Below are 14,563 nucleotides of genomic sequence, written 5' to 3'. Positions count from 1 at the left end.
CGAGGCGTTGCCATTCGTTTAACGAAGCACCCGGCACCTGCCGCCACCGAAGCGCCGCCCAAAGGTACAACAACCACCCCACCCACCTCTTTTTCCACCCCCAACAGCAATGGTAGAAACGAACGTGCTGACCGAAACGTCGGTCTTTGGGCAAATTGCCGAGCACCAGCATGAGCAGGTAGTATTCTGCCACGACCACGAAACCGGACTGAAGGCCATCATTGGCATTCACAATACCGTGCTGGGGCCGGCCCTGGGCGGTACCCGCATGTGGCACTACACCTCCGAGGCCGAAGCCCTGAACGACGTGCTGCGCCTGAGCCGCGGTATGACCTACAAAGCCGCCATTTCGGGCCTGAACCTGGGTGGGGGCAAAGCCGTCATCATCGGCGACGCCAAAACCATGAAGACGGAGGCCCTGCTGCGCAAGTTCGGCCGCTTCGTGCAGAACCTCAACGGCAAGTACATCACGGCCGAGGATGTGAACATGACCACCAAGGACATGGAGTACATCCGCATGGAAACCAAGCACGTATCGGGCCTGCCCGAGAGCATGGGCGGCAGCGGTGACCCCTCGCCGGTAACGGCCTACGGCACTTATATGGGCATGAAGGCTGCCGCTAACAAAGCCTTCGGCTCCGACTCATTGGCTGGCAAGCGCATTGCCGTGCAGGGCGTGGGCCACGTGGGTACCTACCTGATGGAATACCTGCAGAAGGAAGGTGCCCAGCTGGTGCTCTGCGACTACTACGAAGACCGCGCCCTGGAAGCCGCCGCCCGCTTCAACGCCCGCATGGTGGGCCTGGATGAAATCTACGACCAGGACGTGGACATCTACTCGCCCTGCGCCCTGGGGGCCACCCTCAACGACGACACCATTGCCCGCCTGAAAGCCCGGGTAGTAGCCGGCTGCGCCAACAACCAGCTGGCCAACGAAGACGTGCACGGCCCCGAGCTAGTGCGCCGCGGCATCATCTACGCCCCCGACTTCCTCATCAACGCCGGCGGCCTCATCAACGTGTGCTCCGAAGTACAGGGTGGCAACCGCCAGTCGGTGATGACCCAGACGGAGCGCATCTACGACATCACTACCCAGGTGCTCCAGAAGGCCGAGCAGGAAGGCAGCCACCCCCAGGCCGCCGCTACCCGCCAGGCCGAGGAGCGCATTGCCGCCATCGGCAAGGTTAAATCAACATACTAAACGGTGAATGAGCGAATGAGTGAATGAGTGGAAGGGGCTTCCGGCACATCATCCACTCATTACATCACTCATTCACTCATTTACTCATTCACTTTCGAAAGAATGCTCAACCGTCGCACGCTCCGCATCAAGGTCATGCAAGCCCTATACGCCTATCATCAGGCTGTTGGGTCCGATTTTCTACTCGCCATTGACCGGATTGCGGATGCCTTCGCGCCCGATTTGAACTCGCCGGAGCCCCAGGACCGCAAGCTGTTGCAGGGCCAGCGCAAAATGGCCGAGCTCATTTTCAAGGAGTGGCACAAAACCGGTGAGCAGCCGGAAGCCACCGATGACACCGACGTAAACGACGCGGTGAAGGACGCCATCAACTACTACCAGAAAGCCACGGCTAAGGATGCTACCTACTACGCCGGTCAGATGGTGTACGCGGCCGAAAGCATTCATAACCAGTACATTCATTTGCTCAACATCCCCGAGGCGCTGTTGCAGGTGATTGAGGAGGAGCGGGTGCGCGACTCCCGCCGCCTCACGGCCGCTAAGGAGCCTTTGCTGGACGCCACGCGCCTGCTGGAGAACAAGGCCATCGAAAAGCTCATCGGCAATCTGCAGTTGCAGGACCTCACTATCCGCCGCGCTATGCGCTGGCACGGGGAAGACGAGCTGGAGGCTCTGCGCACCGCCTGGCGCAACGAGATGAAGCAGGACCCGGAGCTGCTGAGCTACCTGGCTGCTCCCGCTGGCAGCTACGAGGAAGATCAGGAAATCCTCAAGCACCTCTACAAAACCTACGTGTTCAAGGGTGAGAGCCTGCCGGCCTACATTGAGGAGGACGACCTGAACTGGGAGGAAAACCGCGCCGTGGTGAAAAACCTGGTAATCAAGACGGTGAAGATGCTTGATGAGGCCGCCGACGAAAACCTGGTACTCATGTCCCTGTCGGCCAACTGGCAGGAAGACAAGGAGTTTGCCGAAAGCCTCTACCAGCAAACCCTGGCCGACGACGAGAAGTACGAGCAGCTGATTGCCGAATCGGTGCAGAACTGGGACGTGGAGCGCGTGGCCCTTACCGACAAGATTCTGCTGAAGATGGCCCTCTGCGAGATGCACCTGTTCCGGGCTATTCCGGTGAAAGTGACCATCAACGAGTACATCGAAATCAGCAAGATGTACAGCACGCCCAAGAGCAAGCAGTTCGTAAACGGTATTCTGGACAAGCTGGCTCAGGACCTAACGGCCAGCGGGGCCATCCGCAAATCGGGCCGCGGGCTGCTGGATAACCAGTAGTATGTTTAGCTATTGGCTGTTAGCTGCTGGCTATTAGCTTGGTTAACGGCCAGCAGCCAATAGCTACCAGCTAACCTATATCTTCCGGCGCTTTTTTGCGTAGTATTGGGTACTCCCAATTCTCACGTCATCATCCACCTGTACTCACTTCTAGAGCAAGAAATATGAGTAGCAAAACCACCACCGGCATTCTGTGCTTCGCCGGCGGCGCCCTCACCGGGGCCGTAATCGGACTTCTGTACGCGCCCGAAAAGGGCCGCGAAACCCGCAGCTGGCTGAGCTATCAGCTGGAGAAATACCGCGAAACCCTGGCCGACCTCACCGAGAACCTGGTGACCAGCCGCGCCGATCAGGGGCCCAGTTCCGCCAAGAGCGAGGGCCAGCGTGTGATTCAGGACGCCAAGAGTAAGGCCGAACAGCTGCTCGGCGACGTGGACCAGCTCATCAATCAGATTAACTCCCGCAAAACGGTATAGCCAGATGTGGGAAATGTGCGAATGTGCGAATGTGCTCCTGAACTATCGGGGCCCGTTCGCACATTTTCATTTTCAGCACCCGCCGGTAGGCGGTACCTTTGTGCAAAATTGTGGGATTGGGCCGGTTGTTGCGGTCCGCCCCGCCTAGTGCCCCCGCGAGCTGCTCTCCTCCGCTGCCCGGCTCGCCTTCCTCTTGCCCATTAACCCAACTCAATAGCATGCATCTCATCACGCTCATCCCCGGCGACGGCATCGGCCCCGAAATCACGAAAGCAGTAACCGATATTTTCGCGGCGGCCCAGGTGCCCGTGCAGTGGGAAGAACAGAACGCAGGCCAGACCACCTTCGACCAATCGGGCGAGTTGATTCCGCAGGCTCTGCTCACGTCGCTGGAGAAAAACAAAGTGGCCCTGAAAGGCCCCATCACCACGCCCGTGGGCAAGGGCTTCCGCAGCATCAACGTCACGCTGCGTCAGAAGTACGACCTGTATCAGAACGTGCGCCCCAGCAAAACCACGGCCGGCATCAAAACCCGCTATGAGGGTATCGATTTGGTGCTATTCCGCGAAAACACCGAGGGGCTGTACGCCGGTCTGGAAATCTGGGATGAGCAGAATGGCATTGGCGACTCTATTGCCCGCGTAACCGTGAAGGGTGCCCGCAATATCTGCCGCGCGGCGTTTGCCTACGCCGCCAAGCACGGCCGCAAAAAGGTAACGCTGGCTCACAAAGCCAACATCCTGAAAGTGCCCGGCAAAATCATGCTGGATGCCGCTCAGGAGGCCGCCCGCGAGTTTCCCCAGATTCAGTACGAGGAGAAAATTATCGACAACATGTGCATGCAGCTGGTGGGCAAGCCCGAGCAGTTTGACGTGATTGTGACCACCAACCTGTTCGGCGACATCCTCTCCGACCTGTGCGCCGGCCTGGTAGGCGGCCTGGGGGTGGTAGCGGGTGCCAACATTGGCGACGACATGGCCATTTTTGAGGCCGTGCACGGCTCGGCCCCCGACATTGCCGGCCAGGGCAAAGCCAACCCCACTGCGTTGCTTCGGTCGGCCCTGATGATGCTGCACCACATTGGCGAGCATGAGCAGGCCGATAAAATTGAGAAAGCCCTGGAGCTGACGCTGCAGGACAAAGCCAAGTGCACCGGCGACCTGGGCGGCTCGGCTTCCACCTCGGAGTTTGCCCAAGCCATCATCGACAACCTGGGCAAGTAGTTTGTATGAGAGTTGAGTTGTGAGAGATGAGTGCTGAAGTGGAGCGAACCATAATTCAGCCCTCAGCATTCATAATTCAACGCTCATCATATTACCTTTAACGCCCTGAAGACTACCGACGGGCTTCTTTTCCTGATTCTTATGAAACGTACGCTGTTTTCTGCCGTTCTGCTTTCCGGCGCGCTGCTGCTGGGGGCCTGCAACAACAACAAAACTGCCGAGGTGGGCGCTGAGGGCATGAACGCCGCGGCCGCCACCGCCAACGAGGCTGCTGCCAACCCCACCGTTGACAACCCCAACGTGACCAACGAAACGGAGGCCCCGAACCCGAACGCCCCGGTAATGACCTTCGCCGTAGCGGAGCACGACTTCGGTGACATCAAGCAAGGTGAGGTAGTAAAGCACACCTTTGAGTTCACGAACACTGGCAAGTCGCCGCTGCTGATTGAGAATGCTACGGCCAGTTGCGGCTGCACCACGCCTAACTGGACCAAGGAGCCCATTGCCCCCGGCGCCAAAGGCACCATTGACGTGCAGTTCGACTCGCACGGTAAGATGGGCATCCAGAACAAGGAGGTAGCCATTCAGGCCAACACCCAGCCCAGCATTACCAAAGTGGTAATTAAGACCAACATTCTCGGCGACGGTCAGAACGGCCCGACCCGTTAAACGACGTATGCGGGAAAGGAGCTGGCGGGGTGAGGCACGGCTGGGCAAACCGGTTGGCCCCAACTCGTCGGCTCTTTCTTTTTTTTTCGTTCTTTCCTGAATTTGTAGCTCATGCTCGCAACCTTATTTCTGCAGGCGGCTCCCGCCCCCACCAGCAGTCTGATCAGCTACTTGCCCATTGTGGGAATGGTGGTGGTGATGTACTTCTTCATGATCCGGCCCCAGCAGCGCAAAGCTGCGGATGCCAAGAAGTTTCGGGCCGCTCTGGCCAAAGGGGCCAACGTGGTAACCATTGGAGGCCTGCACGGCAAAGTGGTGGACCTGAGCGAAGAAACCGTGACGGTGGAAGTAGATAAAGGCGTGCGCCTGCGCTTCGACCGCTCGGCCATTTCCCGCGAAGTGGCGGGCAAAAACCCTACGCCTGCCAGCTAAGCAACCCTGCTTAGCCGGCCCCCAGAACGAGTACCCCGGAGCGCGGCTCCGGCCCGCGCGCGGGGCTACCCGCCTTTTGCAGCGAGGCCGAAGCCGTGCTCCGGGGTACTCGTTCTTTAACCGCTGGGTTAGTACCTTGCCGGCAACTCACCAAGCTGTCTGTTGCTGTGTCATCTGTTCCTACCCGTTGGCTGCGCTGGTTCGTAGACCCGTTTTTCGGGCAGGAGCGGAGCTATTGGCGGGCTGTTACGGCGTGCTTTCTGATTGCCAGCACCTTCTGGCTGCTTAATGCCCTCAACAAAACGTACACCACCCGCATTACCTATCCGCTGGCCTGGCGTTACGATGAAAGCCGGTTTATTCCGGTGCAACCGTTGCCCACTGAGGTACCGGTAAATGTAACCGGCCGGGGCTGGAAGCTGCTGCGCCGCCAGCTGCTGCTGGACGTGAAGCCCGCCGAGCTGACGCTGAGCACGCCCGCCGCCACCCGTTACCTCACGGCGCGCACCCTGCGGCCGGCCCTGCAGCAGGCCATGGAAGGCCTACAGTTCAACTACCTGCTCTCCGATACCCTGTGGGTGGAACTGGACCGGCTGGTGAGCCGCCGGTTGCCCCTGTGTCTGAGCCCGGCCACCAACGGTCTGGCCCTGCCCTACGATGCCCGTTTCGAGCCCGCGCAGGTGGTGTTTCGGGGGCCGGAAAGCAAAATCAGCACCTTGCCCAGCCCGTATCCGGTGCACCTGCCCCAGGCCCCGGCCGGTTCCAGCACCGGGGATATTCGGGTGCCCATTGGTGGGCCCGAGCTGGTCCAAACCAACGTGCAGGACGTGCGGGTGCGGCTGCTGCGCCGGCCCATGATAACGGTGCCCGTGGAGGTGGTGCCCGAGCTGCTGGATGCGCCGCCGGGCCGCGCGTACCGTTTTTCGCCGGCCAGAGTGCGCGTGCGGCTGCAGTTTTTTCCGGAAGACACGGTGGGGTTCCGGCCTCAGCAGGTGCGGGTGCAGCTGCATTTCGGGCAGTTCATCAATCAGGATTCCAGCCTGCGACCCTTCCTGGCCGAGAAGCCCGCCCAGGCCCGCGGCTACCTTGTACTTACGCGCGGTGTACGGGTGCACAGCGAGTAAGGAGAGTTGAGTGATGAGTGCTGAATGATGAAATAGGGGTGCCGCGTTGGCGTACCTAGCAACGCTACACCATTCTTTCTACTTTCTTGCCTGCTAAGTGTCCGTATAATAGGCTTATGCCCTGCTTAATAACGCATCATTCATAACTCAACTCTTAACAAAACATGCGGCTGATTGGAATTACGGGCGGAATCGGCTCGGGTAAAAGCGTAGTGTGCCGCCTGTTTCAGGTGCTGGGCGTGCCGGTGTACGATTCGGACGCCCGGGCCAAGTGGGTAATGGCCCACGATGCGCAGCTGCGCGACGAGCTGACGGCCGCCTTCGGCCCCGAAACCTTCACTGCCGAGGGCCAGCTTAACCGCACGTACCTGGCCCGCGTGGCCTTTCCCGACCCGGTCCAGCTGGCCCGCCTCAACGCCCTGGTGCACCCCCACGTGGGCCGCGACTTTGCCCAGTGGGCCGCTGCCCGCCGGGCCGAGGGCCACGCCTACGTACTCAAGGAAGCCGCCCTGCTCTACGAATCGGGCGCGTACCAGCAGCTCGATGAGGTGATTACCGTGTTTGCCCCCCAGGCCCTGCGCCAGGCCCGCGTGCTGCGCCGCGACCCGCACCGCACCCCCGATGATGTGCAGAACATCATCGGCAAACAGCTTAGCGAAGAGGAAAAAATGACTCGCGCCCAGCACGTCGTCCACAACGACGACGCGCACCTGCTCATCCCGCAGGTATTGCGGCTGGATGCGGGGTTCCGGGCGTAGCGGTCATTGCGAGGCAGAGCCGAAGCACCCGAAGGACAGCGCAGCTAATCCTTCCTTTTCTGTGCGCGGAACGTTGACCTACTCAAAAGCCCCGGACGTGCGAAACGACCGGGGCTTTTGCGTGTCGAAAAGCATTCTTGGGGGCTGGTATTATTTCGGGCGCTAGAAGTACCTATACGACCGAATGATGATGGTTTAGCAGTTATTTAAGGCTTGTCACGCTGAAAAGGACGGATTGCTTCGTCGTGCCTCCTCGCAATGACCGTATTGCTACCGAATAATGGGGCTCCGCTCGAAGGGGCGGGTGCGGTCGAACTGGTAGCGGTAGGTGACGTGGGTTTTGTAGATGCGCGCCCCGATGGACCGGGTGAGGGCCAGCATGCGGGGGTTGAAGTCGCCAATCCAGTTCATTTCGATATCGGCGTAGCCTGCCCGCAGAAACTCCTGGCGGGCGTGCACCATCAGGGCACTTTCCACGCCCTTGCCCTGCCAGGCCGGTACCACCCCGAAAATCACCCCGAACAGCTTCTTATCAGTGCGCTGCTCGTACTTACGCTTCTCCCACAGGAAACGCAGCTTACCCCACAGGTTGAAGTTGCGGCCCACGTGCTTGAAAATCTGGTTGAGCTCGGGCAGGCTCACAAAGAAGGCCACCGGCTCCTCGCCGGCGTAGGCAAACCACAGAATCCGCTCGTCCAACACAGGCTTCATCTGCTTCACCAGGTCGCGGGCCTTATCCAAGCTCATGGGATTTACGCCGCTGTGGTTGGCCCAGGCCAGGTTGTACACGTGGTGAAAGTCGCGGGCCAGCTTCTCAGTGTCGCGCTTGTTGGCGTGGCGGAAGCTGAACTCGGGGTGCTCCCGGGCGTAGCGCTCCGCCGCCTTATCGAAGGCCGGGTGCAGGGGCGTGGCCACCTCCCGGTAACAGGTGTACTGCTTGAAATAGAGCTGAAACCCGTACGCCTCAAACAGCCGCTGGTAGTAGGGCTGGTGGTAGAACATGCCGTAGTTGGGCTCGGTGAAGCCATCGGTGAGCAGGCCCCAGAACCGGTCTCGCTCGCCAAAGTTGATGGGCCCGTCCATGGCCGCCATACCCCGTTCGGCCAGCCACCGGCGGCAGGCTTCAAACAGGTCGTTGGCTGCCGCTTGATCGTCGATGCACTCAAAAAAGCCCATGCCGCCCACCGGCTGGGTGGGGTCAGTCTGGGGCGTGTGGCGGTTGATGAACGCCGCCACCCGGCCGATAACCGTACCGGCCGCATCGGTCAGCACCCACCGGATGGCCTCGCCGTGGGCAAAGTTGGGGTTCTTCTTTGGGTCGAACACCGCCTCAATTTCGTGGTCGAGGGGTGAAATCCACTGGGGTTGATTCTGGTAGAGGCGGGCGGGCAGGTCCAGAAACTGTCGGGCCAGCGCGGGAGAAGTTACTTCGAGCAGGGGCATGAGGCTGAGTATCAGAAAGGCGGAACAAGAGCCGCTCAGGCCGGAAAAGAAAAGGCTAGCCGTGGCGGCCAGCGTTACCGCGTGGGTCGGCGTAGCACCGACAGCAAGGTAAGGCCATTTACCCGCCGAACGTACACGGGCCGGCCCACGGAGTCGGGGTAGGGGCCGGGGTGCCAGCGGTAGGTGGTGAGGAAATACCGGGCCTGGGCCACCGGTACCATGCGCAGCCGGGCCCGTTGGGCGGGAGGCAGCAGCAGCTGGGCGTTGTGCAGCATCAGGGCGGTGCGGGGCTCGGTAGCCACCGGCACCACGGCGCTGGAGTCGTGGGCCAGTATCCACTCCACGCCCTCCCGCCCCGACAGGCCCCAGTAGTCGCGCTCAAACAGGCGCTCCGCCACCGGGCCCGGCAGGAAGCTGAAATACATGTTCTGGTAGGGGTGGTCGAGCACCATGCGCAGCAGCGTGTGGCCCAGGCCCAGAGCAAGCACCGCCACGGCCCCGTAGCCCCCCCGGCGCAGGGCCGGGCGCGAGGTAGCATGCCAGTCGCGCCACAACGCCTGTGCGCCCCGGCCAGCCAGCAGCAGCAGCGCCGGATACACGAAGTACACGTGTCGCCACCCATCGTACACCACCGAGCGCAGCACCACAATGGCTACCAGCGGCCCCAGCAGCCACGCCAGTACCAGGGCATCCTGTCGGCCGGCGGTAGTATGCAGCCAGGTGCTCAGGCCCCGCATGGCCTGCCGGCCCACCACGGCCAGGCCGGCCAGCAGCAGGGCTACGTAGGGCAGGGGCGTCGTGACCAGCATCCACACGGGCAGGTAGTGCCAGGGCAGGTCCCGCACCGATTGTTCCTGGCCCAGATACACCGTTAGCATATCGGCCCGGTAGCGGCTGAAGCTGGTGAAGGCGGCTACGAAGTGCTGCACCGGGGCTTCCCACAGATACGGCCACCCCATCACGATAACCACCGCCAGCACCGGCACCAGCAGCAGAAAGCTACCGAACAGTTGCCGCCGGATGGCGGGCCGGGCCCAGCCTTCCAGCACGGCAAAGCCCACCGTGAAGCCCACCAGCAGCACCGCCATAGTACGCACATCAATGGCCGCCCCCACGACGGCACCGTGCACGGCGGCCCGCCCCCAGCCCGGCCGCCGCAACCACCACCACAGCGTGCCAATGCCCAACGCGAAAAAACCGATGAACACCACGTCCTTGTAGTTGTAGAACGACTCGGCAAACAGCCTCGGCGACAGGACCAGCGCCCCGGCCACCAGCAGCCCCCAGGGCCGGCTGCCCAGGTAGCGGGCCGCCACCCGGTACACCACGTAGGTGCCCGCCACGCAGGTAAGCCAGATAACCAGGTGTCGGAAAAAATACACGTCCCGCGAGTCCTCCACGCCCACCACCTTTTCCAGCACCACCAGCGGCAGCTGGTACAGTACCCCGTGGTCGGCGTCCTGGTTGTCGCGCATATCGGGTATCTGGGCGAAGGTAGCTTGGCGGCGGGCCAGCTCGGGGGCTAGCTGCAGGGCTACGTACTTGGCGTTGATGATGCCGTTGAGCCGGTCCAACTGCTCATCCCAGCCTACGCCATAGTCGCGGTACAGGGCCACGCCCAGCAGCGTCAGCAATCCAAAAAATGCGCCCACCATCCAGCTGAACCGGCGGGGGCGCCACAAGGTGGGGAAAAAGCCCATCGGCGTCGTATGCTCAGGAAACGCCGCTAAATTCGGCAATTCATCCGCAACCTTACCCCGCTGCTCGTGCTGCGCTCCATTCCTCGATACGTATGGCCGGTGGCCGCTTTGCTGCTGATGCTTCGGCTGGCGCTCAATTTGGGCCTGAATCCCGGCCTGGAGTGGAACTACGATGAGCGCCGTAACGGCCGCATTGCCGATAACTACCTGGCCGGCCGCGGCTACGTGAGCCTGGACCCCGAGCGCCAGCAACTCCGGCCCGATGCCTTCCACGCCAGCTTCCCGGTGTTCGTGTACGTGGGCTGGAGCCGGGCCGGGCTGCCGCGGCACTACCTTACGCTGCTGGTGTACGCCGCCGCCGCGGGACTGTATCTGGTGGGCGGGCTGTACGTGCAGCGCACCTTGCAGTACCTGGGGCTGCAGCCGGAGGTGGGCTGGCTGGGGGCGTTGCTTTGGGCCGTGTCGCCGGGGGTGGTGTACTACATTGGGGCGTTCTGGTGGTTTGAAAACCTGGCCCTGCCCCTGCTGCTACTGGTGGTGTACAAGCTGCTGCGCCTGCACGGCGGCCGGCCCCTGCGCTGGCCCGATGCTCTGCTCATCACCGGGGCGGTGGTACTCTCGTGCCTGTTGCGGGGCTACCTGCTGGCGGTGTACGGGCTGTTGGTTGCCGTGTGGCTGGGGCTGATGACGCGGCAATCGGCCCGGCAGCGCGTGGCTGCCTGGGCCCTCAGCCTAGGGCTGCTGCTGGCCCTGGTAGCGGCGCACGCGCCCATCTTCCTGAAAAACTACCGCATGTTTGGGGCCTACACGCTCAGCAACCAGGCCGGGTTTGAGCTGCTGCAGGGCCACAACAGCGTCACCCAGGGCCGATTTATGTTCGACTGGGACGACCGGCAGGGCCCGTTCGACCGGTTTGTGCGCCGGCATATTCCGCAGCTCGATTCCCTGAACCAGTACCAGGAAAGCCAGGCCCGGGCCCGGCTGGCCCGGCAGTGGGTGGCCGGGCACCCCGGAGCGGAAGCCCGGCTGCTGCTGCGCAAAACCCTGCTGTTCTTCTCCCCCGAAAACTTCATTGCCGATGCCCCCCGCACCCCGTGGAACCCCTTTACGGCCCTCACGCTGCTGGCCTTCGGTGCGGCCCTGCTGCTGACGGTGCTGGGCTACCGGGGCCTGCGCTTCCAAGCCGCCGATGGGCTGCTGCTCACGCCGCTGGTGGCCGCGTGGCTGCTGAGCCTGGTGTTTTTCGTGGGGTTCCGGTGGCGGTTCTTCGCCGAGCCGGCCCTGCTGCTGTTTCCGCTGCTGGTGGCTGGCCGGCTGGGTTGGCTACCCGGCCACCACCGGGCGCGGCAGTAGCTGAAAAACAAAAAAGGACTGCCACTTGTGGCAGTCCTTTAATTTGTGGGAGATACTGGGTTCGAACCAGTGACCCTCTGCTTGTAAGGCAGATGCTCTGAACCAGCTGAGCTAATCTCCCGAGGGGGTAAGCGTACTCTAAAAAAGTGGGAGATACTGGGTTCGAACCAGTGACCCTCTGCTTGTAAGGCAGATGCTCTGAACCAGCTGAGCTAATCTCCCAATGGGCGTGTCCTGTTTGGGATGGCAAATATGGGGGGCTGTTTTCGAAAACGCAACTCTTTCTGCCATCTTTGGCTGAAGATTTTTTGCAGTAGTTCGTTTGTTTATCGGCAACTAACTGCCAATCAGAAATTTCAGCAGAAGGAAAAGCGTGCGTCGGTTTCTGAAAATTTTCTGTTTCACGGTGCTGGCCGTGCTAAGCTTGGGCTGGTTGGGCTTGTGGCTGGGACAGGATGCGGTAATTCAGCTGTTCGTAACGGGCCTCAACCGTTACCTGTGCGTGCCTGTGCAAGCCAGCCGCCTGGAAATATCGGCCCTGGACCAGTTTCCTCGCCTTTCCGTAACGCTGCACGACGTGCGGATGCAGGGTTCCTTACCCCAGGATACCGTGCAGCTGGCGCGGGCGAAGCGGCTGTACTGCGCCTTCAATGCCTGGGATGTGCTCAGCGGACAGTACCGCATCCGGGAAATTACCCTGTCGGATGCGCGGGTGCATATCCGGCGCAACCGGCAAGGCATGGGCAATTACCACATCCTCTGCCCTGATTCGGCCGCTACCAAGCCCGGCGATGCGCCATTTGCGTTGGCACTGGAAGGCATTCAGCTGGAGCGGGTGACGATGGTGTACGAGGACGCCGGCCGGCAGCAGCAGGTAGCCCTTTATACCCCCGGCGTGCGGGCCGAGGTAGCCATTATCGGCCCGGTGGTAACCGTGGCGGCCACCGGCACCACCCTCGTACGCACCGTGCGGCTCGGCACCGACGACTACTTTCAGCAGAAACAGGTGCAGCTTCAGGCTACCGTCCGTATTGACCGGGCGCGGCAGCAGCTGACCATTCAGCCTTCCTCTATTGGTATCGGGCTAGCTCGCTATGAGCTGGCTGGCACCATTGCGTACCAGGCCGCACCAGTATTGCAGCTACGGTGCCGGGCTACCGGGGCCGATGTACAATCGGTGCTGGCGCTGCTGCCGCCCCGGCTCACGCGCGCGGTGGCCGGCTACCGTAGCCGGGGGCAGGTGTATTTCGAGGGTACGGTGCGCGGCGAGTGGTCTGGAAGGCGGCAGCCGGCTGTGCAGATGCAGTTTGGGTGCCGGCAAGCGTCGTTCTTTCACCCCCAATACCGGCAGGCGGTTGAGCAGGTCAGCCTCACGGGTACGTTTGACAACGGAGCTACCCGCTCGGCCCGGACGGCGGTGCTAAGCCTGCAAAACGTGCACGGCCAACTGGCGGGGCGGCCGTTCAGCGGAGCGCTGCATCTGGAGAACTTTCAGAATCCGCAGCTGGTCCTGAATGTCCGGGCTGATATGGACCTGGCGCGGGCCGTGCAGTTTTTCCCAGTGGCGGCAGTGCAGTCGGCGCGGGGAACGGCCCAGATAGCCTTGCAGCTGAGGGGCCCGTGGCAGGAAATCCGGCAGCGGCCCACCGCCCGGCAGGCAACGGGGCAGCTCACGTTCCGCAACGTGAGTCTGCGCCTGCGCGACTTCCGGCAGCCCTTCACCGGGCTGAGCGGCCAACTGCAACTGCGCGGGGCCGATGTGGCTTTGCAGAATGTGCGTGGCTGGCTGGGTAGCTCTGATTTTCAGGCCAATGGCACCTTGCGCAACGTGGCCGGCTGGGCCAGCCACGCCGGTCAGCCGCTCAGCGTAGAGGCTGCCGTGACGTCGAACCTGTTGGAGTTCAACCAATTGCTGTATGTATATCAGCCGGCGGGCAACTCTGCCCCCGGCGCTGGTACGGGTGCTGGACCGGCAGGGCTGCACGTGCCGGCTACCGTGGCCCTCAATCTGCAGGTTCAGGCGCGGCACGTGCGGTTCCGGCGGCTGCGGGGCCGGGAGCTGCGCGGCAATCTGCGGCTTCGCAAGCAGGTATTCAGCTCAGCAGGCGTGGCGTTGCGGGCCGCCGGGGGGCTGGTAAGCGTGCGGGGCACGGTAGATGCCCGCCGGCCGGCATTGTTGAAAGCCAGCACCGTAGCCAGCTGCCAGCAGCTGCCGCTGGATAGTTTGTTTTACGTGTTCGAGGATTTCGGGCAGCAGTTCCTCACGGCCCGCCACCTGCGTGGGCGGCTCACGGCCACTGCCGAGTCGGACACGTACTTCGACGGCCGCCTTACGCCACTGACGGAGCGGCTGGAAGCCGAAGTGCACGCCACCATCCACAACGGGCAGCTGCTCAGCTTTGAGCCGTTGCAGCGGCTGAGCCTGGTGGCCGACCGGGCCACGCTGCGCCACCTGCGCTTTGCCGAGCTGCGCAACAGCCTGTATGTGCAGAGTCGCACGGTGTATATTCCGCAAATGGAAATCCGCTCCAACGTGCGGGCGGCTTCCCTCATCCGGGTGACGGGCACGCACACCTTCGATCAGCAGATGGACTACCACGTGCAGATTCCGCTGCTGCCGGGCCTGCTGCCCCGGGCCGCCGCCCGCGCCGATGGGCCGGGTCTGCGCCTGGCCATTCAGGGAACCGAAGACCGGTTTACCGTTCGGTACGAAACGGCCCCGGACCGGCTCCGTGAGCCGCCGGTAGCCGCCGGTATGCCGCTGCCAGCTTCGTCCGCGGCCCCGGAGCCCGCGCCCGGTACCCGGCCGGCTGGGCGTCCCTCGTTCGAACTGAAAAAGCCGGTAAAAAAACCGGCTCAACCCCAGGCAGGAGAGTATTTCGAATTTTAAAAGCCGG

The 14,563-nt window shown here is 62.3% G+C and carries 12 protein-coding genes and 2 tRNA genes; 10 read left to right on the top strand and 4 right to left on the bottom strand.

Translation table 11 applies throughout. The annotated features are described in order from the left end of the window. Positions 1–109 precede the first annotated feature (109 nt). From ACN19L_RS11735 to coaE, 8 genes are all read left to right on the top strand, one after another. Positions 110–1,201: a Glu/Leu/Phe/Val dehydrogenase dimerization domain-containing protein gene (locus tag ACN19L_RS11735; protein ID WP_426489695.1), complete on the top strand. Its 1,092-nt coding sequence runs from the start codon at positions 110–112 to the stop codon at positions 1,199–1,201. A gap of 102 nt (positions 1,202–1,303) precedes the next feature. Then, complete coding sequence (gene nusB / locus ACN19L_RS11730) at positions 1,304–2,488, top strand: transcription antitermination factor NusB (RefSeq protein ID WP_426489694.1); 1,185 nt, start codon at positions 1,304–1,306, stop codon at positions 2,486–2,488. A 164-nt stretch (positions 2,489–2,652) separates the two neighbouring features. Next, complete coding sequence (locus ACN19L_RS11725) at positions 2,653–2,964, top strand: YtxH domain-containing protein (protein ID WP_125420744.1); 312 nt, start codon at positions 2,653–2,655, stop codon at positions 2,962–2,964. A gap of 218 nt (positions 2,965–3,182) precedes the next feature. After that, complete coding sequence (locus tag ACN19L_RS11720; RefSeq protein ID WP_426489693.1) at positions 3,183–4,187, top strand: isocitrate/isopropylmalate dehydrogenase family protein; 1,005 nt, start codon at positions 3,183–3,185, stop codon at positions 4,185–4,187. A gap of 141 nt (positions 4,188–4,328) precedes the next feature. Then, complete coding sequence (locus ACN19L_RS11715) at positions 4,329–4,856, top strand: DUF1573 domain-containing protein (protein ID WP_426489692.1); 528 nt, start codon at positions 4,329–4,331, stop codon at positions 4,854–4,856. A 111-nt stretch (positions 4,857–4,967) separates the two neighbouring features. Then, entirely contained in the window at positions 4,968–5,288 is a 321-nt protein-coding gene (gene yajC / locus ACN19L_RS11710; protein WP_426489691.1) for a preprotein translocase subunit YajC, read from the top strand. Positions 5,289–5,455: 167 nt separating this feature from the next. After that, positions 5,456–6,412, top strand: a complete 957-nt coding sequence (locus ACN19L_RS11705; protein ID WP_426489690.1) for a hypothetical protein — start codon at positions 5,456–5,458, stop codon at positions 6,410–6,412. Between the two features lie 164 nt (positions 6,413–6,576). Further along, complete coding sequence (gene coaE / locus ACN19L_RS11700) at positions 6,577–7,170, top strand: dephospho-CoA kinase (protein WP_426489689.1); 594 nt, start codon at positions 6,577–6,579, stop codon at positions 7,168–7,170. Between the two features lie 270 nt (positions 7,171–7,440). On the opposite strand, the gene ACN19L_RS11695 is transcribed toward coaE, so the two are convergent. Beyond that, on the bottom strand, positions 7,441–8,613 hold the full coding sequence (locus ACN19L_RS11695; protein WP_426489688.1) for an N-acetyltransferase family protein: 1,173 nt from the start codon (positions 8,611–8,613) through the stop codon (positions 7,441–7,443). A 74-nt stretch (positions 8,614–8,687) separates the two neighbouring features. Then, complete coding sequence (locus ACN19L_RS11690; RefSeq protein WP_426489687.1) at positions 8,688–10,313, bottom strand: hypothetical protein; 1,626 nt, start codon at positions 10,311–10,313, stop codon at positions 8,688–8,690. Positions 10,314–10,379: 66 nt separating this feature from the next. Between ACN19L_RS11690 and ACN19L_RS11685 the strand changes: the two genes are divergently transcribed. Continuing rightward, positions 10,380–11,666 (top strand): hypothetical protein, encoded by a 1,287-nt coding sequence (locus ACN19L_RS11685; RefSeq protein ID WP_426489686.1) that lies wholly within the window; start codon positions 10,380–10,382, stop codon positions 11,664–11,666. Positions 11,667–11,712: 46 nt separating this feature from the next. Here the strand turns inward: ACN19L_RS11685 and ACN19L_RS11680 are convergent. After that, positions 11,713–11,787 (bottom strand) — tRNA-Val (locus ACN19L_RS11680). 26 nt (positions 11,788–11,813) lie between these two features. Further along, positions 11,814–11,888, bottom strand: a tRNA-Val gene (locus ACN19L_RS11675). A 184-nt stretch (positions 11,889–12,072) separates the two neighbouring features. Here ACN19L_RS11675 and ACN19L_RS11670 point away from each other — a divergent pair. Next, positions 12,073–14,556 (top strand): AsmA-like C-terminal region-containing protein, encoded by a 2,484-nt coding sequence (locus ACN19L_RS11670; RefSeq protein ID WP_426489685.1) that lies wholly within the window; start codon positions 12,073–12,075, stop codon positions 14,554–14,556. Positions 14,557–14,563 lie beyond the last annotated feature (7 nt).

The organism is Hymenobacter sp. 102 (assembly GCF_049949205.1).
In the GTDB taxonomy this organism is placed as follows: domain Bacteria; phylum Bacteroidota; class Bacteroidia; order Cytophagales; family Hymenobacteraceae; genus Hymenobacter.
The sequence above is the reverse complement of the archived record's forward strand: the minus strand, read 5'-3'. Positions and strand labels throughout refer to the sequence as shown.